At 56.0% G+C, this 21,630-nt stretch carries 19 protein-coding genes, 3 tRNA genes and 1 pseudogene; 5 read left to right on the forward strand and 18 right to left on the reverse strand.

Going from position 1 to position 21,630, the window contains the following annotated elements; all coding sequences use genetic code 11:
• The 6 genes from AAC01S_RS12755 to AAC01S_RS12780 form a co-directional block, all read right to left on the reverse strand.
• On the reverse strand, window positions 1–530 hold a 530-nt coding region (locus AAC01S_RS12755), incomplete at its 3' end, for a hypothetical protein (RefSeq protein WP_157071164.1).
• A gap of 101 nt (window positions 531–631) precedes the next feature.
• On the reverse strand, window positions 632–877 hold the full coding sequence (locus tag AAC01S_RS12760) for a hypothetical protein (RefSeq protein ID WP_157071165.1): 246 nt from the start codon (window positions 875–877) through the stop codon (window positions 632–634).
• A 96-nt stretch (window positions 878–973) separates the two neighbouring features.
• Entirely contained in the window at window positions 974–3,775 is a 2,802-nt protein-coding gene (locus AAC01S_RS12765) for a UPF0182 family protein (RefSeq protein ID WP_067622897.1), read from the reverse strand.
• Between the two features lie 48 nt (window positions 3,776–3,823).
• The gene (gene mtnB / locus AAC01S_RS12770) at window positions 3,824–4,441 is read right to left on the reverse strand and encodes a methylthioribulose 1-phosphate dehydratase (RefSeq protein ID WP_067622900.1); all 618 of its coding nucleotides are present in this window, start codon (window positions 4,439–4,441) and stop codon (window positions 3,824–3,826) included.
• Window positions 4,428–5,096, reverse strand: coding sequence for an MtnX-like HAD-IB family phosphatase (locus tag AAC01S_RS12775; protein WP_067622909.1), 669 nt, complete (start codon window positions 5,094–5,096; stop codon window positions 4,428–4,430). Before AAC01S_RS12775 ends, mtnB begins: the two co-directional genes overlap by 14 nt.
• Complete coding sequence (locus tag AAC01S_RS12780; RefSeq protein ID WP_370670830.1) at window positions 5,093–6,295, reverse strand: 2,3-diketo-5-methylthiopentyl-1-phosphate enolase; 1,203 nt, start codon at window positions 6,293–6,295, stop codon at window positions 5,093–5,095. The genes AAC01S_RS12775 and AAC01S_RS12780 overlap by 4 nt, the downstream gene beginning before the upstream one ends.
• Before the next feature lie 352 nt (window positions 6,296–6,647).
• Here AAC01S_RS12780 and mtnD point away from each other — a divergent pair, with 352 nt between their 5' ends.
• From mtnD to AAC01S_RS12805, 4 genes are all read left to right on the forward strand, one after another.
• The gene (mtnD, locus tag AAC01S_RS12790) at window positions 6,648–7,184 is read left to right on the forward strand and encodes an acireductone dioxygenase (protein ID WP_067622917.1); all 537 of its coding nucleotides are present in this window, start codon (window positions 6,648–6,650) and stop codon (window positions 7,182–7,184) included.
• Between the two features lie 92 nt (window positions 7,185–7,276).
• Window positions 7,277–8,731 carry a cation:proton antiporter gene (locus AAC01S_RS12795; RefSeq protein WP_067622919.1) on the forward strand — a complete coding sequence of 485 codons (1,455 nt, stop codon included), beginning with the start codon at window positions 7,277–7,279 and terminating at the stop codon, window positions 8,729–8,731.
• A 1,126-nt stretch (window positions 8,732–9,857) separates the two neighbouring features.
• Window positions 9,858–10,424 carry a glutamine amidotransferase-related protein gene (locus tag AAC01S_RS12800; protein ID WP_245630210.1) on the forward strand — a complete coding sequence of 189 codons (567 nt, stop codon included), beginning with the start codon at window positions 9,858–9,860 and terminating at the stop codon, window positions 10,422–10,424.
• A 424-nt stretch (window positions 10,425–10,848) separates the two neighbouring features.
• Window positions 10,849–11,361: a hypothetical protein gene (locus AAC01S_RS12805; RefSeq protein ID WP_157071167.1), complete on the forward strand. Its 513-nt coding sequence runs from the start codon at window positions 10,849–10,851 to the stop codon at window positions 11,359–11,361.
• Between the two features lie 75 nt (window positions 11,362–11,436).
• On the opposite strand, the gene AAC01S_RS12810 is transcribed toward AAC01S_RS12805, so the two are convergent.
• The 6 genes from AAC01S_RS12810 to AAC01S_RS12835 form a co-directional block, all read right to left on the reverse strand.
• Window positions 11,437–11,513, reverse strand: a tRNA-Asp gene (locus tag AAC01S_RS12810).
• Window positions 11,514–11,516: 3 nt separating this feature from the next.
• Window positions 11,517–11,592: transfer RNA gene (locus AAC01S_RS12815), tRNA-Met, on the reverse strand.
• 10 nt (window positions 11,593–11,602) lie between these two features.
• Window positions 11,603–11,678, reverse strand: a tRNA-Lys gene (locus AAC01S_RS12820).
• 49 nt (window positions 11,679–11,727) lie between these two features.
• Window positions 11,728–11,946 (reverse strand): hypothetical protein, encoded by a 219-nt coding sequence (locus AAC01S_RS12825; RefSeq protein ID WP_067622925.1) that lies wholly within the window; start codon window positions 11,944–11,946, stop codon window positions 11,728–11,730.
• A 194-nt stretch (window positions 11,947–12,140) separates the two neighbouring features.
• Window positions 12,141–12,455: a hypothetical protein gene (locus tag AAC01S_RS12830; RefSeq protein ID WP_067622928.1), complete on the reverse strand. Its 315-nt coding sequence runs from the start codon at window positions 12,453–12,455 to the stop codon at window positions 12,141–12,143.
• 187 nt (window positions 12,456–12,642) lie between these two features.
• Window positions 12,643–12,972 carry a hypothetical protein gene (locus tag AAC01S_RS12835; protein ID WP_067622931.1) on the reverse strand — a complete coding sequence of 110 codons (330 nt, stop codon included), beginning with the start codon at window positions 12,970–12,972 and terminating at the stop codon, window positions 12,643–12,645.
• A gap of 155 nt (window positions 12,973–13,127) precedes the next feature.
• On the opposite strand from AAC01S_RS12835, the gene AAC01S_RS12840 reads away from it, so the two are divergent.
• Window positions 13,128–13,373 carry a YkuS family protein gene (locus tag AAC01S_RS12840; protein WP_067622934.1) on the forward strand — a complete coding sequence of 82 codons (246 nt, stop codon included), beginning with the start codon at window positions 13,128–13,130 and terminating at the stop codon, window positions 13,371–13,373.
• Between the two features lie 135 nt (window positions 13,374–13,508).
• Here AAC01S_RS12840 and AAC01S_RS12845 read toward each other — a convergent pair whose 3' ends face one another.
• The 6 genes and pseudogenes from AAC01S_RS12845 to AAC01S_RS12870 form a co-directional block, all read right to left on the reverse strand.
• Window positions 13,509–14,447: an ROK family protein gene (locus AAC01S_RS12845; protein ID WP_067622937.1), complete on the reverse strand. Its 939-nt coding sequence runs from the start codon at window positions 14,445–14,447 to the stop codon at window positions 13,509–13,511.
• 27 nt (window positions 14,448–14,474) lie between these two features.
• Window positions 14,475–15,743: a glucose-6-phosphate isomerase gene (locus AAC01S_RS12850; protein ID WP_067622939.1), complete on the reverse strand. Its 1,269-nt coding sequence runs from the start codon at window positions 15,741–15,743 to the stop codon at window positions 14,475–14,477.
• A gap of 73 nt (window positions 15,744–15,816) precedes the next feature.
• Window positions 15,817–16,390: pseudogene (locus AAC01S_RS19970) on the reverse strand (histidine phosphatase family protein).
• A gap of 57 nt (window positions 16,391–16,447) precedes the next feature.
• Window positions 16,448–18,808, reverse strand: a complete 2,361-nt coding sequence (helD, locus tag AAC01S_RS12860; protein WP_281178132.1) for an RNA polymerase recycling motor HelD — start codon at window positions 18,806–18,808, stop codon at window positions 16,448–16,450.
• Window positions 18,809–18,909: 101 nt separating this feature from the next.
• Window positions 18,910–20,934 (reverse strand): YhgE/Pip domain-containing protein, encoded by a 2,025-nt coding sequence (locus tag AAC01S_RS12865; RefSeq protein WP_067622942.1) that lies wholly within the window; start codon window positions 20,932–20,934, stop codon window positions 18,910–18,912.
• Window positions 20,906–21,520: a TetR/AcrR family transcriptional regulator gene (locus tag AAC01S_RS12870; RefSeq protein ID WP_245630212.1), complete on the reverse strand. Its 615-nt coding sequence runs from the start codon at window positions 21,518–21,520 to the stop codon at window positions 20,906–20,908. The genes AAC01S_RS12865 and AAC01S_RS12870 overlap by 29 nt, the downstream gene beginning before the upstream one ends.
• Between the last annotated feature and the right edge of the window lie 110 nt (window positions 21,521–21,630).

Consider the following 21,630-nt stretch of genomic DNA (forward strand, 5'->3'; position numbering starts at 1 on the left):
TTTTGAAATATATCTGAGAGCGACTGCTGCTGACTGAGGCCAAGTCCCGACAGCACACCGGTGACGGAGGCTTGCAGCACAGCCGGAGTCGGGTTCCCCCGAAATTCGTGCCCGCCTTTGATTGCTTTTGACGTAGCGTTCTGATATTCGGCCGACTGGGAGGCGACGATCTCGTTCAAGTAGTTGCCATTGAACTTGCCAATCATGGACCAGCCCGTACCGGTGTTTTCGTACACCTTGTTGTTCGCGACATACATTTGTGTCGCTTTGCCGTTCGTCACTTCTTTTTCGATCTCGACGACACCCTGCTTCGTCAACTCGAGTTGGTCCGTGGTGGTCGACGCGACATGAAGCGTCTGGCCTTGGTAGCTGATGGTTTCCTTCTCGATAACCGTTTGCTGTTGGTACGTTTCTGTATCCGTGTTCTGAATGACCTGTTTCGGCGTTACGGCAGTCTGCGCCATGACAGTCGAAGCAAATGCGAATGGCAGCACCGCGATTGGCACCAAAGCCTTCAAGATTCCTCTCATCTCGTCTCGACAACCCCTTCATGCAATCTCAGGAAATTATAACAGGTTTTTCAGATGCCGTCGATCACTTCCTGAACGCTGCTGCACCCTGCCAGCCCGCTTCAATCGTCCTTGTTGCGCATGATTTTCACGACAATGGCGATCCCAATTCCGACGCAGATGATGAAAATCGCCAAAGGCGCAGGAATGCTGGTTCCTGTACCCGGAGGATGTACGCCGCCAGAACGTCCGAAGACACCACCGCGGCCCAATCCCTCGCCTTCGCCGTGTCCACCGCGCGCCCACGTGATCGTCGGAATCACTATCCAAATGAATCCCAATAACCCTGCCCTTAGGCGTTGGAGCACGATACCCTCCCCCTTGGTTTCCCTCCTAAAACGAGAGGGCGGTTGCGCCGCACGCGTACCGCCCAAATCTCTCCCTTTCGTGGATGCGTTGATCGTCTACTTCGCATTGGCCTTGGCGAGTTGGTTGAGGATCGTGCCCAACTGGCTCAGGTCTTGCCCAGCCTTGGTGAAGTTCCCATTCGCGGTATCGGTCTGATATTGCTGCAGCAGCGCCTTCGCTTGTTGAGCGAGCGCGCTTGCCGAACCGCCTTGGCCGTTCGCGCTTGGCGATGCGCCCTGTCCAGTGCCGGACGGATTCGGGGCGTTTGTCCCGCCGCCTTGCGACAGAATGCCGGAGCCGCTTGTACCGGTCGATCCCGTCGCAGTCAGGCCCTGCCCTGTGTCCACCGTCATGCCATCGACGACATTTTCGAGCGCTTGGGCGAGCGTGGCGCCGCTGTATACCTTCTGGTTGAAATCGACAATCACCAATTGCAGTTGCGGCAGCGAATTTTCCCGGCTCGCCACCAGGTAAATCGGCTCGACGTAAACCAGCGCGTCGCCGATGGGCACAAGCAGCAGATTGCCGCGGACGACATGGCTGCCTTGTTGATTCCACAGGGAAAGTTCTTGCGAAATCGACGGATTCGCGTCAATCTGATTCTCCACCTGCATCGGCCCAAAGACGAGTTGCGACTGCGGGAACTCGTACAAACGCAATTCTCCGTAATGCTGGGGGCCGTTGTCGGCGACGAGCCAGCCGTTCAGGTTCTGCTTGTTCACCGGCGTGTACAGCTCGCTCAGGACGAAGGCGGGCGATGTCGTACCGGGCATGCGAATCATTTGATAGACGGGCGCGCGCGTTTCCGTCTCGTTCTGATTGTAAATTTGCTGCGCCAAGCTCCACAGGTCTTCCTGATTGTAGAACGCGCTGGGATTCGTCATATGGTAGCGCGTGAACGCCTGTGCCTGGGCGGTGAACAGATCCTGCGGATAGCGGAAGTGCGCGCGAATATCCGACGGAATGTTCGTCGTAAACAAGTTCGGGTAAATGGACATGTACGTTTGAATCAGCGGATCGGACGGATTGACGACATAAAACGTCGTCTTGCCCGTGTACGCATCCATGACGACTTTCACCGAGTTGCGCACGTACCGCGTGCCCATGAAGGTGTCGCCGTACGGGATGTTGTCAGACTCTGTGTATGCGTCGAGCATCCACATGACGTGACCCGTCGCCGGATCGACAAACGGGAACGCGTCCTGGTCATACGTCAGGAATGGCGCGATATCCTCCACGCGCTTGTAGATGCTGCGATCAAACAAAAACTCCGACTTGCTCGTGAATTGATCCGACGTATAGAACTTGAGGCTGCCTTCCTCGATGGCGAGGAGGAGCCGGTTGCCCCGAATCGGCAGTCCTTCGCCGCCTTTATAGTGCGACGTGGCGTCGGCGGACCCGGTCGGATAATCAAACTCCGGTTGTTTGGATGGCGCGATCACGTCGTTGTCCATCGTGCCAAAGTAAATCTGCGGCTGTTTCAACGGCGGCACGGGCGGCTTGGTCTGTTGCGGGGTGTTTCCCGCAATCAGATCCGGCAGTCCGTTGGCGTCGACCTGGTTCACGGGACTGATGGCGACGCCGTAGCCGTGCGTGTACACCAAGGTCTTGTTGATCCAGGTGGGTACAGGCAATTGGGACTGATCCATCTGGCGGGCGGAGACGTAGACCTCCTGCTTGCCGTAGCGATCCACACTGACATTCTGAAACTGAAAGTAGCTCTTGAAGCTCTGCAACTGATTGTAGACCGCCAAGGTCTGGCTTTGGTCGTTGATGCGAACGTTCTGAATGGCGTTTTGATCTCGCTGCAGTTGGGCGTCTGTCAAGGTACTCGTGCCTTGAAAGGGCATCGTCTTGACGGAAGAGATCCCCATCGCCCAACGGGTCGCGTCAATACTGTCCTTGATATACGGCAGTTCGACGGTGTTCTGATTCGGATGCACGTACAGGCTGTTGACAAGCGCAGTCACAATCCCGGTGAGCACCAAGGAACCAACGTAGCCCGCGAACGCCTGGGCTGGCCGCGTCAAAGCGTTGCGTCGAAAATGGATGAATCCATCGGTGACGCGATACAGCATGCCAGGTCGCAGCGCGAGCCAGAACAGGCTCACCGCCACGAGCAGCAGGAACACAACGTGGATCACTCGGAAGATATCGATGCCGAGTCGGACCGTGACAAAGTCGGGACCGGATACAAACTGGCCATTGCCTGGGGCGAGAACGGCGTCGTATCGCTGAATCCACGCGAGGGCCGCGAACATGACGAAGAGGACACCAGCCATAACCAAGGTTCGCCGGGCGACTCGCGCGATTCGATCCGTCAGTGGTTCACCGCGCGTGATCCTCAACTGCAGGGCAAACAGCAACCCTAGGTAGATGATATGAATCACCAGGGAAGCGATGTACAGGAAGAGCAAACGGGCGATGGCCGCGTTCAGCACCGGCAGGGAATAGACGTAGAAGGACAGATCCAAGTGCAGAATCGGATCCGTGCGGCCAATCTGCCGATGGTGGAAGGCCGTGAACCACGTCGTTGGATCCAACTGAAACAACGAATAGCCAATCCAGTAGGCGACGAAGCAAACGACAATCGTGACAACCCTCAGCACCATGCTTGGCACGAGATTTCGAAACAAGCGAAGCTGGAAGTAGGCGAGCAAGGCGACGATCACGCCGCCGATGTAGCGAGTGAGGAGTTGAAAGACCATCATTTTGCGATAGGTCGATCCGTAACCAAGGGCTTGGTGGAGCTTGTACTGGAACAGTGTATCGAGAAACACGTGCACGAAGACTGCCAGTGCAATCACGCCGATCACGATGGAAATGCCCCGAGCGACTCGGCGTTCGATTTGTGACATCAACCTTGCCTCCCTTTGCCAATTGCCAGAGCTGGCGTTCCTGGCCGCTTACGCGCTGCGCAAACGATACAGGTATTCAAATAAGAACTCCGCCGCCTCCAAATGACGCCGGGCCGCGGCAGGAGAATCACCCCACGCGTAAATGCCGTGGTTGCGGACGAGCACGAGCGGCACATCCTTCTGTGCTACTTCGCCAACGGCGCGCCCTAACCTTCCTAAATCCGCCCAATTTGGCACAATGGGGATTCGAATGCTCGCATCTTCTTCCCAATGACCCAAGGCTTTCAACAACTCGTGGCCGTTGACATCCACACCGCCGCCGTCGCCGTACAATTCGCTGATCAGATTGTTGTAGATGGTGTGGACGTGCAGAATGCAGCCGCAATCTTCAAGCTTCTGATAGAGTTCGACGTGAACGCTCGTCTCTGCGGATGGGCGATATTGTTCGCTGTTCAATACGTGCATGTGTTCATCGATGAGCAGGACGTCGTCCGGCGACAGCTGCTGCTTGTCCGCACCACTGCGGGTGATGGCGATTTGAAGCGCCTCACCCCCGCGGGAGACCAAAGTCGACAAATTGCCGCTCGTCGCAGGCAGCCATCCTTTCGCGGCGCAGAATTGCGCGAGGTGAATCACTTCTTGGCGTTGCTCTTCAAACGTAGGCATGGACTGGAGCCTCCTTGTCTGTCATCGCATCTACAATGTCGTGGAACGTGTGGAATTCCGCGTGGGGAATGCCCTCTTCCTGTACCATGTCAAGCAGGCGAGATCGGGCGAACACGTAGTCGGCCATGCGCGCCACTTTAAAGTCGGTCACACCGTCGCCAATGGCCACGACGGCCTCTCCCCCACCGCACAGTTGACGAATGACGCTCGGCTTGCATAATCCACAGCCTCCTTCGCAGTCGCCATCGCACGGAAGTCCCCATTCCACGCGCAAAACCGGACCAGACGCGTCGATTCGATTTCGATACACGGCGATATCTGTGGATACGCTGTGGATAACCGGATCGACAAAAAAGTCGAATCCTCCACTGACGACAGCGATTTTCCACCCAAGTTGTCCACAGGTGTGGATAAACTGTGGAAAACCTTCGCGGATCACGGTGTGCCGCTGCGCGAAGTCGACGATATCGCGATAGCGGTGCGAAGGGATGAGGGCGAACATCGCCTCAACCCCGTCGCGAACCGACAAGGCGCCAGACTGGACGGCGGCGATGATCGGGCGGCTCTCGTCAGGGACAAACGCTTCCATAATTGCGGATATCATGTCCCGCTCCGAAATGGTTCCGTCAAAGTCGCAGACAACCTGCACCATCATTCCTTCACGCCCCACGTTGCGATGGCGCCTCGAAGCGCGTCGTGATCCTGTGCGTACGCAATCAGCTCGACGCCGGACTGCACCGCTTCAATTGCTTCCAAAAACGCCTTGCCGCCCTGGGCTGGACCGTTCGGATGCCCATGAATACCGCCGCCGGCGTTCAAGATCAGGTCGTCGCCAAAATCTCGGATCAGCCGCTTCACAAGCCCTGGATAGATGCCGGCGGAAGGAGCTGGCAGGGACGGAGCGAAAACCGAGTCATCGCGCAGATGATTCAACAGCTTCTCCGTCTCCGCCGCGCCCAAGGTCACCGAGCCGTACATCGACGGAAAAATCACCATATCCGCGCCGGCCAGGTGCATGAGCTGCCCCAGCACGATGTCGCCAGAGACGCCGTGCGTCGCGGAACCGTACAGGGCGCCTGAGACCGCGGGATGCGCGAGAATCGGCGTTTGAATCTCGGGATCGGCTGCGAGATCGGCCAACACGTCGTAACCGTAGGCAATCGCGTTGACGAGCAGAGCACCTGCGCCAAGCTCGGACAGTTTGCGCGCGCGATCCTTCAGTCGGTGGACGGGCCCCGTCAAATTCACGGCATACGCCGTTTCGCGGCCTGTCGTCTCCGCGACTCGCTGAGCCGCGCTGCGGTAGGCCTGCACTCGCTCCTCCGGCGACGCGTAGGCGTCGGTGAAGAAAATTTCGTCGTCCTTGACGAGATCGATCCCGCCGGAGGCCTGCGCCTCGAACTGTTCGACCAACTCATCCAGCGTGAGCCCGATGCAGGCCTTGAAGATGCTCATGACAAGCGGGCGACCATACACGCCAAAGCGGTGGCGGCAGCCAGCGACGCCAAATTTCGGGCCAGGGTAGAGCTTGGCCAACGACTCAGGGATCTCCAAGCCAACGAGACGAATCTCGCCGTCCATCGATAGCTTGCCGAACACCGTGGTCAGCAACGACGCGAACGTGCCGTCGAAATTGCTGGTGGGATAGCCAATCGTCAGATGGGCAATCACCTGTCCGTCGCTTTCCTCGGAGAGAACCTCTATGCCGACCACGCGGCCGCAATGCCTTCGAACCTGATCCAACCGCGACGCCGGCAGCTCTGTCCAGGTTCCAATCGTCAACCCGATGGCGATCCCCTGCGCACGACTCTCCAGCTTGTCCCGCTTTTCACGGACTCGATACGTGGCAATCACTTCATTCACTACACGTCACTCCTCTGGCAAATCTCCTCTGGCAAAACGCTCTTCGTATGTATGTCAAAGGCTGCGATCGTACGTTGCGAACACACTTATCCACAGCCAGCCAACCATCCGCAAACCGACATACGACGCTTCACTCGCCATTATACACAAGCAAACTCGATAGGGCGCCATGAAGGTTATCCACAATTTCCTGTGGATGAAAATCCTCATTCTGTGGACAAGTGCACCTTGTTCGGCGATCGCCATGGATCCCACATCTTTGTTTCATAGACAAAGTTCGGGTAACATCTTAAGATATCCGTAAAGCTCTAGCGAGCGGTACCTCATAAAGGAGGCTGTGTCGATGGCCGTTATCCGTGTCCGAAATACAGGTCAAGAAATTTCCGGAGAACAAGACGTTCGTTCCTTCCTGACCAAGAACGAAGTCTATTATGATCACTGGGATGTCAACCAACTGCCCTCGCACCTGCGTGAGAAGTTCAACCTGAGCGACGAAGAGAAGGATCAAATTCTCAAGGCGTTTGAAAAGGACATTCAAGATCTGAGCGCGAAGCGAGGCTATGTGAAGTGGGACGTCATTTCACTGTCCGACTCGACGCCGAATTTGGAAGAACTGCTCAAGAAGTTCGAACAGGTCCATACGCATACAGAGGATGAAGTGCGCGTTATCGCGGCAGGCAGCGGCATCTTCGTCATCAAAGGCGAGGAAGGATACTTCGACGTCGTGCTGTCGCCTGGCGACGTGATCTCCGTTCCCGAAGGCAATCCGCACTTCTTTACCTTGACGGATGAGCGGAAGGTCGTCGCCATTCGCCTCTTCATCGATCCCGCTGGCTGGGTCGCCCATCCGTACGCCGATCCTTCCTTTCAACAAGCCTAATCCCGCAACTGACAACATAGCCATAGTGGAGGACGCGACTGACGCGTCCTCCTATCCATCCCAACATCCGCAGCATGTCATGGAGGGATCTGATGACACAAACCTACATCCCGCTGTTGGTCGTGGCGTTGATCGCGTTTGTCAGCCCTTGGCTCTCCATCCGCCTATTCCGCGGAATGCTGCCCGCTATCGTGATTGAAATCGCACTAGGCTTCGCGATTGGGCCGCACGGGCTCCACTTCATTGAAACAACTCCCACAGTCAACTTTCTTGCCAACTTCGCGTTTTCCTATCTGATGTTTCTCTCGGGCCTCGAACTGGATTTCGACCTTCTGTTTGAACGCCCGTCGGACAAGGAACGACCCGCGTGGCTGCAAGGGCTGCTGTTTTTCGCTGTCACACTGCTCGTGTCGTTCGCCGTCAGTTTCATCTTGAAATGGCTCCACGTCATTCACGACATGGCAGTGATCACCCTGTTGTTGAGCACGACCTCGGTAGGCATCGTCACACCGGCCCTCAAAGGCAACGGTTGGCTTGGCTCCGCGTTCGGTCAGCGCACGCTCGTGTTCGCACTTCTGGCAGACATGCTGACGCTGGTGCTGTTCAGCGCCTACGTGGCCATTCACGCCACAGGCAACGCCTTGTCCTTTCTCCTCATCATGGTGCTGATTGCCTGCTTCGTCTTCCTTTATCGAGCACTGAAGCTCGCGAAGCGTGTGCCGTTTCTCCGAGTCGTCGAAAACGCCACCAGTGAACTTGGCATGCGCGCGTCCATCGCATTGATACTGGTCTTTGTCGTCTTGTCGACCATTCTCGGAGTCGAAACCATCATCGGCGCCTTCTTGGCGGGCGCGATCGTGTCCCTGCTCGATCACCGCCATTCGGCGCTGTCCGCCAAACTCAACTCCGTTGGCTATGGCTTCCTGCTGCCGATCTTCTTCGTCCACGTCGGCATGCAATTTTCATTTGGCACACTCGGCACCGGCGTCGCTTTCTACACCGCGCTCATCGTTTGTCTATTCACGATGTACGCCAACAAGATCATTCCCGGGCTGTTCACGTATCCATCGTTCCCGTTGCGCAAGCGAATCGCCGGCGGCGTCCTGCTCAGCGCCCGCTTGAGTCTCGTGATCGCCGCGTCCCAAATCGGCGTGGAGGCGCACCTCATTTCAGCTGGCATGGCAAACGGACTGACGCTCGTCGCAGTGCTCACCAGTTTCCTGTCACCAGCCGTCTTCGCGCGCATGATGCGCTCAGAGCAAAGGCCGATCTCGCATGAACACGCGCCGCCGACGATCGTGATTGACCGCAGCACACTGCCGGACGGATGGGACATGGCGCAAGTTGAAGTCGTGAGGCGCGACGTGATCGACAAACGAATGCGCCATCTGCCGCTGCCAGACGATATCCTGTTTGTCTCGATTCTCAGAGGGGACGAACGAATCGTGCCGCGCGGCTACACCCGCTTGCAGCAATACGACACCATCCAACTGATGGGTCATCCACACGCCATCGATGCCGTGCGCGATCTCGTGGGCCCAGGCTGAAGGAAGATTCCGAACTTCGGGGATCATGGCCGCTAAGCGGCCAACGTGATCGGGGGACAGCCGAATCCGGCAGGGCAGGCCCTCGCTCGGGCCCGCCCGCTGTCGCCGTTTCGGTCAGCAGCTGGTAGCTGCAGCGGGAACCGCGGGTACGAACAAGAAGAACAGCACGAAGATGATAAGGAACACAACTGCCCAACGCGTATATCCGCCAAATACACCGTACATGAAGCATCCTCCTCTGTGGTGATGTGGTTCGATATAGGGTATGTAGCCCACAGAGGGATGCAAAGGACATTCGCCCGGATTGTGCGCGGGACGGGGGCGGGCGGCGCGATCGCGACGGCTGGCCAACGCGATGCCTGGCCAACGCGATGCCTGGCCAACGCGATGCCTGGCAAATAGGCGGCCCTGAGACGCTTATTTCGGAGACATCGCCGGATCGAAGGAAAATAGGCGGCTCAAGGACGCTTATTTGCCTCCGGCGCCCCAAAATGGCACGGTTTCAGGCAAATAAGCGTCTGTGCCCCCCTTATTCGTCGCATTTCAGACGATTCGACACGTTTAAGCGGCCCAGGGACGCTTATTCGGCTCCGATGGCTCCGCGGCTGAAATCGTCCGGCTGGCCGCTCGCAATTAGTGGCGCGATCGCGATGGGGGCGGGCGGCGCGATCGCGACGGCTGGCCAACGCGATGCCTGGCCAACGCACCCGGCAAATAGGCGGCCCTGAGACGCTTATTTCGGAGACATGGCCGGATCGAAGGAAAATAGGCGGCTCAAGGACGTTTATTTGCCTCCGGCGCCCCAAAATGGCACGGTTTCAGGCAAATAAGCGTCTGTGCCCCCCTTATTCGTCGCATTTTAGACGATTCGACACGTTTAAGCGGCCCAGGGACGCTTATTCGGCTCCGATGGCTCCGATGGCTCCGATGGCTCCGGCAACTCCGGCAACTCCAGCAACTCCAGCAACTCCAGCAACTCCAGCAACTCCGGCAGATCCCTCCACTCCCTCGGCCTCGGTTGTCAGCCGAATATCCACAACGCAAGTGACAGAATTTTCTTGACACGGACAAAACACGTAGCGTACACTCTCACGTTGTTAATGCATCAAAGGGGAGGGTGGTTATAGTGCCTGCAATTGGTCTTATCGGCGATTTTGACCCAGAGGTCAAAGCCCATGTTGCAATTCCTCAAGCTATTCAACTTGCCGCAGACGAACTAGCATCACAGGTTCACTATGAGTGGATACCTACTCCTTCTATCGAAAATGGTTTCGAACAAACGCTAAAGAATTACAAGGCACTTTGGCTAGTACCTGCGAGTCCGTATGCAAGTATGGAAGGTGCGCTCCATGGAGTTCAATTCGCGAGGGAGCACGATGTGCCACTTCTCGGGACGTGCGGTGGGTTTCAGCATATGATGATCGAGTACGCGAGAAACGTTCTAGGATTGCGAGATGCTGATCACGCGGAGACGAATCCAACCGCGTCATCGGCGCTTGTGGCTCCGCTGACCTGCTTCTTGAGTGAGCAGAATCACACATTCATCCTGACTCCTGGCTCGACGGTTGCCAGCATTTATGGGCAAAACGAGATTGTCGAACAGTACGGGATTTGTAACTATGGCTTGAACCCAACATTTCGCTCCATGTTTGAGCAGCGAAATGAGGATCGCTGGCGTAGATACAAGCCATGAAGTCCGGATCATGGAGCTTCCCACCAACCGTTTCTTCATTGGCACTCTCTTTCAACCGGAGCGATCGGCGTTCAGGCATATCGTTCATCCGTTGATCAAAGCTCTGGTTCAGACTGCCTTGGAATCACGGTAGCGAGATTTCTCCCATGCGAAATCCCCACTTCGAGAAGCTGCTCTGTCAACTCGTGGTTGGCCGTTTTGAGCACGACGTAAGATAATGCCCACGCGATCCGGAATTGAAGAACGAGCCCGCACTTGCCGGCAAACGTTCTCCCCAGAGAGATCGAGAAGCATCAGATCCGAAATCAGAGGCGAAGGCAGCCCTTGTTCAGCCACATGCAAGATTTCCTCTCCCGGCAGTTGCCACTTTACTGGCTTGGCTGGTCAAACAGGCGTCGATCCGTAGATAGGAAAGGTGATTCGTATGAAAGGCTTGCTTGTCAGCGACACTTCACGTGAACAAACCAGATTTCCAAAGGTACCCGCATTTATCAGCATCGTATGCGCAGCGTTAACACTCGGATTAACGCTCACACATGTTCTTGAAATACCGGGTCAAAGACAACTTCGTGGTGGAGAGTTTCTCACGGTGCAGCACACTTTCTACGGCGGGTTCGCCATCGTGGGCGCAATCTCTGAAATGACTGGATTTATTGTGACCGTTGGCACCCTTATTTTCGTTTTACGGAATCGAAAAGACATCGTCCAAGTGCTGACAGCGGCATTGTGTTTCCTCGGAACGCTTTTGTCCTATTGGTTCGGGAACCGACCGATTAACGCAAAAATCGCGTTATGGACTCCGGCAACCCTACCGGCGAACTGGACGATGTACCGTAATCACTGGGAATATGCGCACTCGATCAGCGCCGGTTTTTCCGCAATTGCGCTGGTGATTTTGCTCGTCTATGTACTTCAGCACACGGAACCATGCGCATAACTGTCGTAAGTGCCCTAGCGGCCAACCCATCCTTTGAGCAAAATAAAAGGCCCCTCTGCGAGGGACCTTTTATTTTGGCGGAGCCGACGGGATTCGAACCCGCGATCTCCTGCGTGACAGGCAGGCATGTTAGGCCTCTACACCACGGCTCCACATGGTTGCGGGGGCAGGACTTGAACCTGCGACCTTCGGGTTATGAGCCCGACGAGCTGCCAACTGCTCCACCCCGCGGCAAAAACTTTGGTGGGTCATGAAGGACTCGAACCTTCAACCTGCCGATTAAGAGTCGGATGCTCTACCAATTGAGCTAATGACCCGTTGCATGAAGCGAACGTATAGAAATATAACAAAAGCGATGGCATCTTGTCAATTGGAAATTGGAACCTCGATCTCAAATTCCCGCAATTCGGGCTCGAATGGCCGATTTTCGGCTTGGCGTTCAGCCAAGAACTTAGCGACCAGCTTCTTCACATCCTGGATCGCGTGGCCCTTATTTTGGCGAAGCACTTGGCACATGGGAATTTCAGCGCATGTTGCAACATACATGCCATCAGGCAATTGGAACAGAGAAATATGCAGCTTCATCTCGATACCTCCAATCGCGTCCTATTGTACTATGGATCGAATCGCGAAACAAAACGAACGCGAGCAGAACGGACAGGCGGCAAATGCGCAGCCCAAACGCAACCTTGCCGATGCAAGCCACACACTCGCGCACCGACATGGGTTCTCCGGCATGAGCGCTCACCATGAGGACGGAGTCAGCGTGGCTGAACCGGTCAGGCCTTCGCGGTCAATACGATATCCTCCGAAGAAACGTCGCACAGTTCCAATGTCGTTCGGATGTCGGTGGTCATATCTTTCATAAGTTGATCTATCTCGTCTAATTGTATGCCATCTTCTACGAAAACGACTTGGTTGACGAGGAGATGTATCGAGTCGACGTTGGCTCGCCGGATTTTGAACGGTCGTCCGAGCCGACGGTAAAGATGATGCGCGCAAATTCGCAACACCAGACACTCAACCAGCTTCTGTTCCTTCTCCGTCAAGGCGATGCCAGGGTGCCTCACTTGGACTTGTAAAAGATCGATCATGCATACAATGCTCCTCGAGCAGCCGACACATCGACTCTTTATTCAGCTTACATTGTACATACGAAACGCGCTTTTGTCCTTGGAGAGTGTTGCTAGGACGGGTGGTCTTTGCCACGAGTCCTTGCCACGAGATACAGGCGGATTGCCGGAAAGATCCACCCTGGCCCTTCGAAGATCGCTGTGGAACTTAACTGTGGTAAATGGAAGCTCCAACGATAAACAGAATATCGGCAACAACCCAGCCGGTCACACGTCGTGACTTTGTACGAGACAACGAGGTAAAGATGTGCAAGATGGCGATCCCCACGATCATGAGGATTGGATGCCCAATGAAACGGATACTCGGCGTCCTGATGATCCACGTGATGATTCCAAAGATAATCTGCAAGTCGAACAGTCCGACGGTGATGCCGCGAAGCATTCTTGGAACGCCTGTTTTCGAGGCAACTTCCCAGCCCGTGACAATCAAGGCGAATATGATAAGAAGAACGCCGTAAACCATGTGAAACGTCGCCATATGAACCCTCCTATTTTCGTCTTTCCCAGATTACCTCGATAGATGGCTGGATTCAAATCCGCTGGCTGGATTCAAATCGACAAAGATTTGACTGCATATTTCGCGGTCGGCGAGAAACACTACACGGCGTACGAGCATACACTGGAGGGATGACGATGAAGTCAGTGGCGGTGGAACAGGGCCTGACCCCGGTCAAACAGTATCTTGAGAGTCAAGGATGCCAAGTGATTGAAATGGCGACTGAAGGAAAACAGCAGCCCGGTGTTTGCGCTGTTGTGATCACAGGGGCAGATAAGAACCTGATGGGCATTCAGACTGTCGTCAACAACGTACCGGTTATTTCAGCGGATGGCTTGTCTCCTGAAGACGTCTACCATCGCGTGAAAGAATATATCCATTAAACACGCCGACAGCCGCGTTCATATTGACATCGCGCCAAGGCTCCGCAAACGTTCAGGCGGGTGATATACACCCGCCTGAAACATGATCCCGCCTCAAGCAAAACGCCTCGCGAAACGCTTTACGAAACGCCCCATTTAAATGGTCTGGATCTCCTGTAACACCAATCGCGCCGCTCCGAGCACGCCGGCCTGCGATCCCAATGTCGCCGGCACGATTTTGCATACGCGCGATACACGGAGCAGCGCTTCTTTGGCAAACGCCGCCCGAAGCGGTTCAATCAAAGCGTCCCCCGCGTTTACGACGCCGCCTGCAATGACGATGACATCCGGGTTCAGCAGATTGGCACCAATCGACAAGCCAACGGCCAACCAATGAATCATCTCGTCGATCACGGCTTGAGCCGTTTCGTTGCCTGCGGCAGCCATATCGAAGATGTCCTTGGAGTCCAGGTCGCCATTGGCGCCAGACAAGCCCGCGGCCTTTCCATGACGGACCAGGGCCGTAGCCGAGGACAAGGTCTCGAGGCAACCGTGATGACCGCAGTTGCACAATTCTCCGTCGTTTTTAACCATGATGTGGCCAATCTCGCCTGCCATGGTTGACACGCCGCGATGAATTCGACCCCCAATAACAATGCCTCCGCCAACGCCCGTGCCCAACGTCACACACAGTGCCGTGTTGGCGTTTTGGCCCGCCCCAAGCCAAACTTCGCCCAAGGCGGCCACGTTGGCGTCATTGTCGACACGTACTGGTTTGCCGAGTTCTTTGGTGAACAACTCGCCGAGCGGCACGTCAAACCAGTGCAAATTGACAGACTCTTCAACCCAGCCGCGTTCGACGTCCAAGAAAGCCGCGATGCCAACCCCGGCGCCCTGGACGTCATCCCATGCAACACCAGCCGATTGGGCCATGCTTTTGGCCGTTTCCGCGACGGACTTACACAATACCTCAGGCCCGCGTTCGGGCGCTGTAGGCACCGACTCCCGCGCGATCACGTCCCCGTTGCCGTTGACAAGCGCAATTTTGACGTTCGTACCGCCAATGTCGATGCCTAGTGCTAACTGACCGTTCATCCCGTTGCCCCTTTTTCTCCCGCCGCTTTATTGCAGACGAGCTTTCATCTCACTCTTGTACGCCTCGACGCCTGGTTGATCGAACGGGTTGATGCCCATCAAATACCCGCCAAACGCGCATGCCACTTCAAAGAAGTAGACAAGCTCGCCGTACAGCGTTTCCGCGTCGCCCTTAGCTTCTATGCGCATGTTCGGAACCCCTGCCTCGCTGTGCGCAATCATGACCGACTCGACAGCGACTTGCTGAAGCTTCGCGTACGACACATTTTCGAGGTACTTGTTCTTTTCATCCAGACCGACTGGCACCTTGAGCTCAGGTGCGTCGTCGATGAACACATCCAGTACCGTTTCGACGAGAATCTTGCGCGCGTCTTGCACGTATTGGCCCATGGAGTGCAGATCTGTCGTATATTGCAGCATCGTCGGGTACAGACCGATGCCGTCCTTGCCCTGGCTCTCGCCAAACAACTGCTGCCACCAACCAGCAAAATCAGCCACACGCGGTTCATAGGTGACCAAAGCTTCAGCGGCAAATCCTTGTTGATACAAAACATGCCGAGCCAAAGCGTACGTGACGGCCGGGTTCTCCGTTACCGCCAGTTTGGCGAACGACTCTCGAATGTTGGCGGCGCCCTTCATCACCTTGCGGTAGTCGACACCCGACAACGCCATGGGCAGCAAGCCAACCGCGGACAACACGGAATAACGCCCGCCGATATCATCCGGAATCGGTAGCGTCGAATATCCCTTTTCGTCGGCGAACCCTCGCAAGCTGCCTTTGTTTGCGTCCGTGATCGCGCAGATCCGCGACGCCGCTTCCGCTTGGCCGTACCGCTTTTCCACATAGTCGCGGAACGTATGGAACACAGCAGACGGCTCAAGCGTCGTTCCCGATTTCGAGACAACGACGACTGTGACCTCGTGGCTGTCGAGATATTTCAACAAATGCGCGTGATATGTAGGGCTGAGCTGTTGTCCTGCAAAAATGACCTGATGATCCGCGGATGTGAACGCCGGGTGGACCATCGACAGGACGGAGCGGGCGCCCAAATACGAACCGCCGATGCCAATCACCACGGTGACGTCGGACTTGGATCGGAAGTCTGCGGCAATCTTGTCGATGTCGCTGAACAGTTGATCGTGATTGTCGACCGGCCAGCTCATCCAGCCTTTGCCGAACGCGTCTTTCTGCGCGTTTTGAAGTTCTCCGTAGGCAAACTCGGCCAGCGGAGCAAGACGCTTTTGGTGCTCTTCCGTAAACCAGGATCGAACGCGATCCAACGATAATTGAATCATCTGTTTGTCCCTCCTAGACTTCTGTAACCTCTACGAATCTCCCTCAGTATCTTACCACACACAACCCAATATTCTATGACGTGAAGACGCGGTTGATGGCGTGGATTCGGACGCCGTTCATCTCCGTGTATTCGATCACGTTCATACACGCGTTATCCTGCACAATGCGCCGATAGTCCCGCGCTTCTCCGCCCAACAGTCCCATGAGCAACAACCGATTGAGCGTGTTGTGGGCAACGATGGCGATCTCCGCGTCCTCGGGTTCGCTCAACAGCCGCCATCGCCTCCCGCTGCCTTTCGTACAAGTCGTCGCCGCCAGGAATCGGCGCCTTCGTCGGATCGATCAGCCACCTGGCGTACAATTCGGGAAACGAACGGGTGACTTCCGCCCTCGTAAGCCCTTCCCACGCTCCGAAGCCGACTTCCCGGAAGCCCGAATGGATCTCCACATCGGCATCGGCCAAGTGCGGCTGCGCCTCGCGAATCGCTTGGGCGGTTTCGGCCGCTCTGCGCAAGCCCGAGTGGATCATTTTGGTCAACTTCACATGGCGGACCATGGTTGCCGCTTGCCGGGCTTGCTGCCAGCCCAAAGCCGTCAGTCCGACGTCAGAACTTCCGCAAAATCGTTCGCCATCGGCGTTGTACACGGTCTGGCCATGGCGGAATAGATAGATGTTCAAGCCGACCTCTCCCTACGTCGTCGCCTATTCATTCAGACTTACGACAGAATACGTGTCTTCCGGCTGCGCCAAGATCCAGCGATTCGGCGTTGCGGCACAGACGATGGACAGTTCGTGCATGGCCCGCGTGCAGGCCGTATAGAACAACTCGCGCTCCATCTCGCGTCTGTACACGCCTTCTGAGCCATCTGCGATGACGACGGCGTCGAACTCCACGCCCTTGGCCAAGTAAGCCGGAATGACCACGACACCTTCTGAAAATTCGCCCGTCTCCTTATCGATCCTGCGAACCGGAAGACGGCCGTCCAACTGTTGATACAGTTCGTCCGTCTCGCGCTGCGTCTTGCAGATGATCGCGATGGAAGCAAACGATTTTGCCTGAAATGACTCGACGGCCCGACAGATGGCACCGATCTGCTCCTGTTTAGTCACGTGGAAGACACGCGGTATATCCCCTTCGCGTTCGAATGGAATGATGTCTTCCCCGTTTGGGGTCATACCTCGCGTAAACCGGACAATGCCCGCTGTGGAACGGTAACTTCGCCGAAGTGTGATCAGTTCTCGTTCGGCGTTGAAATCCGCGACCTCGAACATCCCGGGGGCATGGGCAAAAATCGATTGGTTGATATCGCCCAAAATCGTGAGCCGACTCCGAGGAAACAGGCGTTGGATCACTTCCAATTGGAGAATGGAATAATCCTGGGCTTCGTCGATAAACAAGTGACGAACCGATGTATTGACCGTCTGACCAAGAATCAGGTCTTTCAGGTACAGATACGGCGTCGCGTCTTCGTAGGCCAGTTCGCGATCGTTCAAGCGACGGACCGTGTCACGGCAAATCCTTCGAAGATCTTCCACTGATTCATTGGGAAACTGTGCCGCAAATTTGTCCTCGCGCTCAAACCAGTGCCGATACATTCCTCGCGTATCGACAAACCCGAGCCTTTTTACCCGAGCGCGCAGCTTTTTCAAATGCCGCGACAGAACCATGCGGGCGAGGATTTCGCGCTCGACGTCGTAGTCGTCGAACGTGGCTTCTCGATTGGCCCCTCGACGCAGTACCTCGCGGTGCGCCTTTTGATAATCCTCCGGTTCCATCAGCTCGATCTCGTCCTCGACCCACGCTTCGTGAATTTCCTGATCCACAAACGCGTCAATCTGCTCCAGAATCCACTTTTTCAGCGCATCGATCCGATGCGGCAAGCGCAAATGGTCGGCCGTCTCACGAAAAGCCTCGCTCATCGCCTTTTGCGAGACAATGGTCTTCCCGCGGAACCGAATTGGGAGGAACATCAACCCGTCTCGCTGCAAGTCGGAAACGTAAACTCGAAGCGCTTCGGCGAATGCCTGGGAGGACTTCAGACGGACGGCCTTCACCGCAGCCGAATGAGATTCGTCCGAGGTTTCCGCAAGCAGCCGTTCTAGGTGATCGAAGGCGTCCTCGACCTGAAACTCGCGGCCCAACCGATGCAGCAGATAATCGCTGAACGTGGTCTGTTCGATATTCTCTTCACCGAGTTCAGGCAAGACGGTCGACACAAACGAGCTGAACATCGGATTTGGTGAAAAAAACAGCATGTGGCTCGCCGTCAAGTTCCCTCGGTGTTTGTACAGCAAATACGCGGCCCGCTGCAGCGCAGCCGACGTCTTGCCGCTTCCCGCCGCACCTTGCACAATCAGCACGCGAGCGACGTCGTTGCGAATGATCTGGTTTTGTTCGCGTTGAATCGTCGCGACGATGGATCGCATCTGCGAGTCGGAATGGCGGCCAAGCGCGTACATCAGCAGTTCGTCGCCAATCGTCAGCGCCGCGTCGAACATGACCTGGATGATGCCGCTGCGAATGACAAACTGCCGCTTCAGTGTCATCTCACCGTGAACGGCACCTGTAGGCGCGGCGAAGGAAACCGGCCCAGGAACGTGATCGTAATAAAGGCTGGAAATTGGGGCGCGCCAATCGTAGACCAAAAATTCGTCGGTCTTTTCGTCGCGGAAAGAACCGATGCCAATGTAAATTCGTTCAACGTCGTGCTGCCCCTGTTCCTGAAAGTCGATCCTCGCGAAGAACGGAGAATCCATCTGCTTGTGGAGCAGCGTCAACGACGCGGAAGCTTGGCTATAGCGGCGCTCCCGCTCTGCCAAGACTTCCGCCTGCTGGCGAATGGCGAAGTGTGTCTCGGCGAGATCGTCGGTATTGCCGATGTTGATGGTGACATCGTCCCAAAAGTTCCGCCGGATTTCGATGACCTCTTCCCGTACAGCGCGAGAATCGTTTGCCAGTTGCTGCTCCCGATCACGCATGCGCTCCACAACCCAAGTGACGTACTGTTGCTCTTGCACGCGCTCTGGATGGTCGAGATGTGAATCGTTCGAAGTTGCCACCACGCCGTCACGTCCTTCCGTACTGCATATCCATGACTCAATCACGCCTCTTTATGACTTTGACTCGGATTGAAAAAGCCCTGCATCTGCAGGGCTTTTTCAGATTAAGCTTGCAATCCCGGCGCCGAGGGTTCGACGTTCGATGGGTAGGTACGCCGATGGTACCAGACGAAGAAGCCAAAGGTAAGGATGAGGAATGCGAGCCAATAACCAATCATATGCCACACGTCGCTCACCATGAATGAACTCGATCCACCGCCAATCAGATAGCGGAATCCATCCACGGTGTAGTGCATCGGGAAATAAGGTGCCAAATTCTGAAAGAACTTCGGCGACAATACGACTGGATACGTTCCTGAACTGGTCGTCAGTTGCAAGATCATGATGATCACAGCGATAAACCGCCCGGGATTCTGCAACGTCGACACAAAGAACTGAATGATGGAAACAAACGTGAGAGACGACAACACCGAGAATAAGACGAATTCGGCGACGTTATGCGTATGCACACCTAATCCGTACAGCAAGACAGCGTCTGCAATCAGCGACTGAACAACCGCCACGCCACCCAGCAGGACTGCTTTGGAGACGAACCAGGCGACGCCGGACGATGGTCGTTCGGCTGGGTCCCGGAATTGAATCACGATACTCATGAGCAGCGTGCCGACGTACAGACCCAAGGAAAGGAAGTATGGCGCAAAACCGTTTCCGTAGTTGGCAATGCCGCCAGTTGTTTGCTGCGACAACCCAACCGGATGGGAAATGGCCGATACGACCTGGCTGCTGTGAACCGCCGGGATCTGCTTATTCGCCGACGCCATCTTGCTGGCAAGCCGCTGCGCACCGGAAGCCACTTTAGAGGCTCCCCCTGTGTACGCCGTGATGCCGTTCTCAAGCGATTTTGCGCCATTCTCCAGTTTCGATCCACCTGCAGCCAGCCGCGCCAACCCTGATTGGAGAGATTGCGCGCCGGCAACCAACTGCTGTTCCGAGGTGGCCACAGTTTGAGCACCCTGCTGCAATTTGCCCGCATCTGACGCAAACACCGCCAGGCCTTGCTGGAGTTTCTGCGCGCCAGACGACAATGATCCCGCCCCGCTGGTCAGCGTGGAATCCGCCGCCGCTACCTTCGCGGCTCCTGCGGCTACCTGTTGGCTCGCCGCCACGAGTTGCTGGAATTGCGGAGAGTTCGCCAACTGCGGATTCTGCTGCTCCATGGCTGCCAAACCAGCCGCCAACGACTTCGCTCCAGAGGAAACCTGCTCTGCACCAGTCGTTGCGGACGCCAACCCCTGGTGCAACTGCCCAGCTCCCGTCGCCAACGTGCCAGTCGATTGGGCCAATTGCCCGGCCGCTTGACTCAATTGGCCAATTCCGCCGCTTAACTTTTGGGTCGCCTGCTGTGCGGACTGAATGCCAGACGCCAGTCGATCCGCCCCCGCCTTGGCCGACGTGGCGGCATTGGCCAACGACGTCGTCCCGCTCGTCACAGCTTGCACCCCGTGGACGAGATTCGCGTTCTGCTCTGCCAGCGTTTGAGCCCCAGACGCCACTTGGCTGGCCCCTCGCTGTGCGGCATGATACCCAGTCTCCAATTGGATCAATCCACTGACGAGATTGGCCGCGTACGTCTTCGCAAGCGCGTTCGCGGTCTGCTCCTGAACCTTCACCATCGCGTTCCGCCCGATAATACCGGCGATGTAGTTGTACCTGTCGTTCGTCTTGCTCAACAGTTTCGGCTGCGGCGCGCCAGGCTCAGTCGCCGCGGCTGCGGCTTCCTTCGAAAAATTCGGCGGGATCGTGATGACCATGTAATACTGATGATCCGCGAATCCCTTGTTCGCTTGCGCCTGATTGACAAACTGCCAACCCAGGTTGTGATTCGTTTTCAAATTCTGTTCCAAATCGCTTCCAGCATGAATCGATTTGCCATCAAACGTCGCTCCCCGATCTTCGTTGACCACGGCGACCGGCAGGCGATCCAAGTGACCGTACGGATTCCAAAAGGCCCAAAGGAACGTGCCTGCATACATGACCGGGATAAACATGATGGCCAGTATGGGAATCAATCGCTTGACGTGCCCTAAGTTGTACCGAAGCTCACTCCGCACTGTCGCCAATCCGTTCATTCGGACGCTCTCCTCCTTCACTCGCCGCGAGACCTCCCGCGAAAACTAGATGAAACACATCGACCAACTCGTCATCGGACAGCGGATCGTGCGAATTTTCCCAATCTGTAACCATGGCGGTGTACGTCCGCAGCAAGATGAACGCAATCAATTCAGGATTGCACGGTTTGACGTCGCCTTGAGCAATACCTTGCTCAATATATCGCTTCAGAAATCCAACGATGGACCGTTCGACTTGCAGCAAACCGTCTCTCGCCGGACCGACGCCGTATTGCCGCACTTCCAGGGCCAGTTTCACAAGCACCTCATGCTCTTTGCGGAACCGAACGACCCGCCTCATGCCTCGTTCCAGGTTGGTGAAAAATGGCGCGCCAGGAACCAGCACCTCGTCGACCGCACTGCGCATGCTCGCGATCACCCTGGATAAAATCTCCTGAAACAAACTCTCCTTGCTGTCGAACAGCGAATATACGGTCCCCTTGCCTACGCCGGCGGCACGGGCGACTTGTTCCATCGTCGTCCCTTTGTAGCCAAAGTGCGAGAACGACTCCAGCGCAACTTGCAGCACACGCTCGTGTACGTCCACTGCAATCACCTCCATCTGCGGATGGAATGAACATCTCGTTTGAAAACGCCTCAGAACCCGATGACGAATTCGGTCAGCCAGTCAAAGTGTAGTCTTCCAAGGCGCGGATG

The sequence above is a fragment of the Alicyclobacillus acidiphilus NBRC 100859 genome (assembly GCF_001544355.1).
Taxonomy (GTDB): domain Bacteria; phylum Bacillota; class Bacilli; order Alicyclobacillales; family Alicyclobacillaceae; genus Alicyclobacillus; species Alicyclobacillus acidiphilus.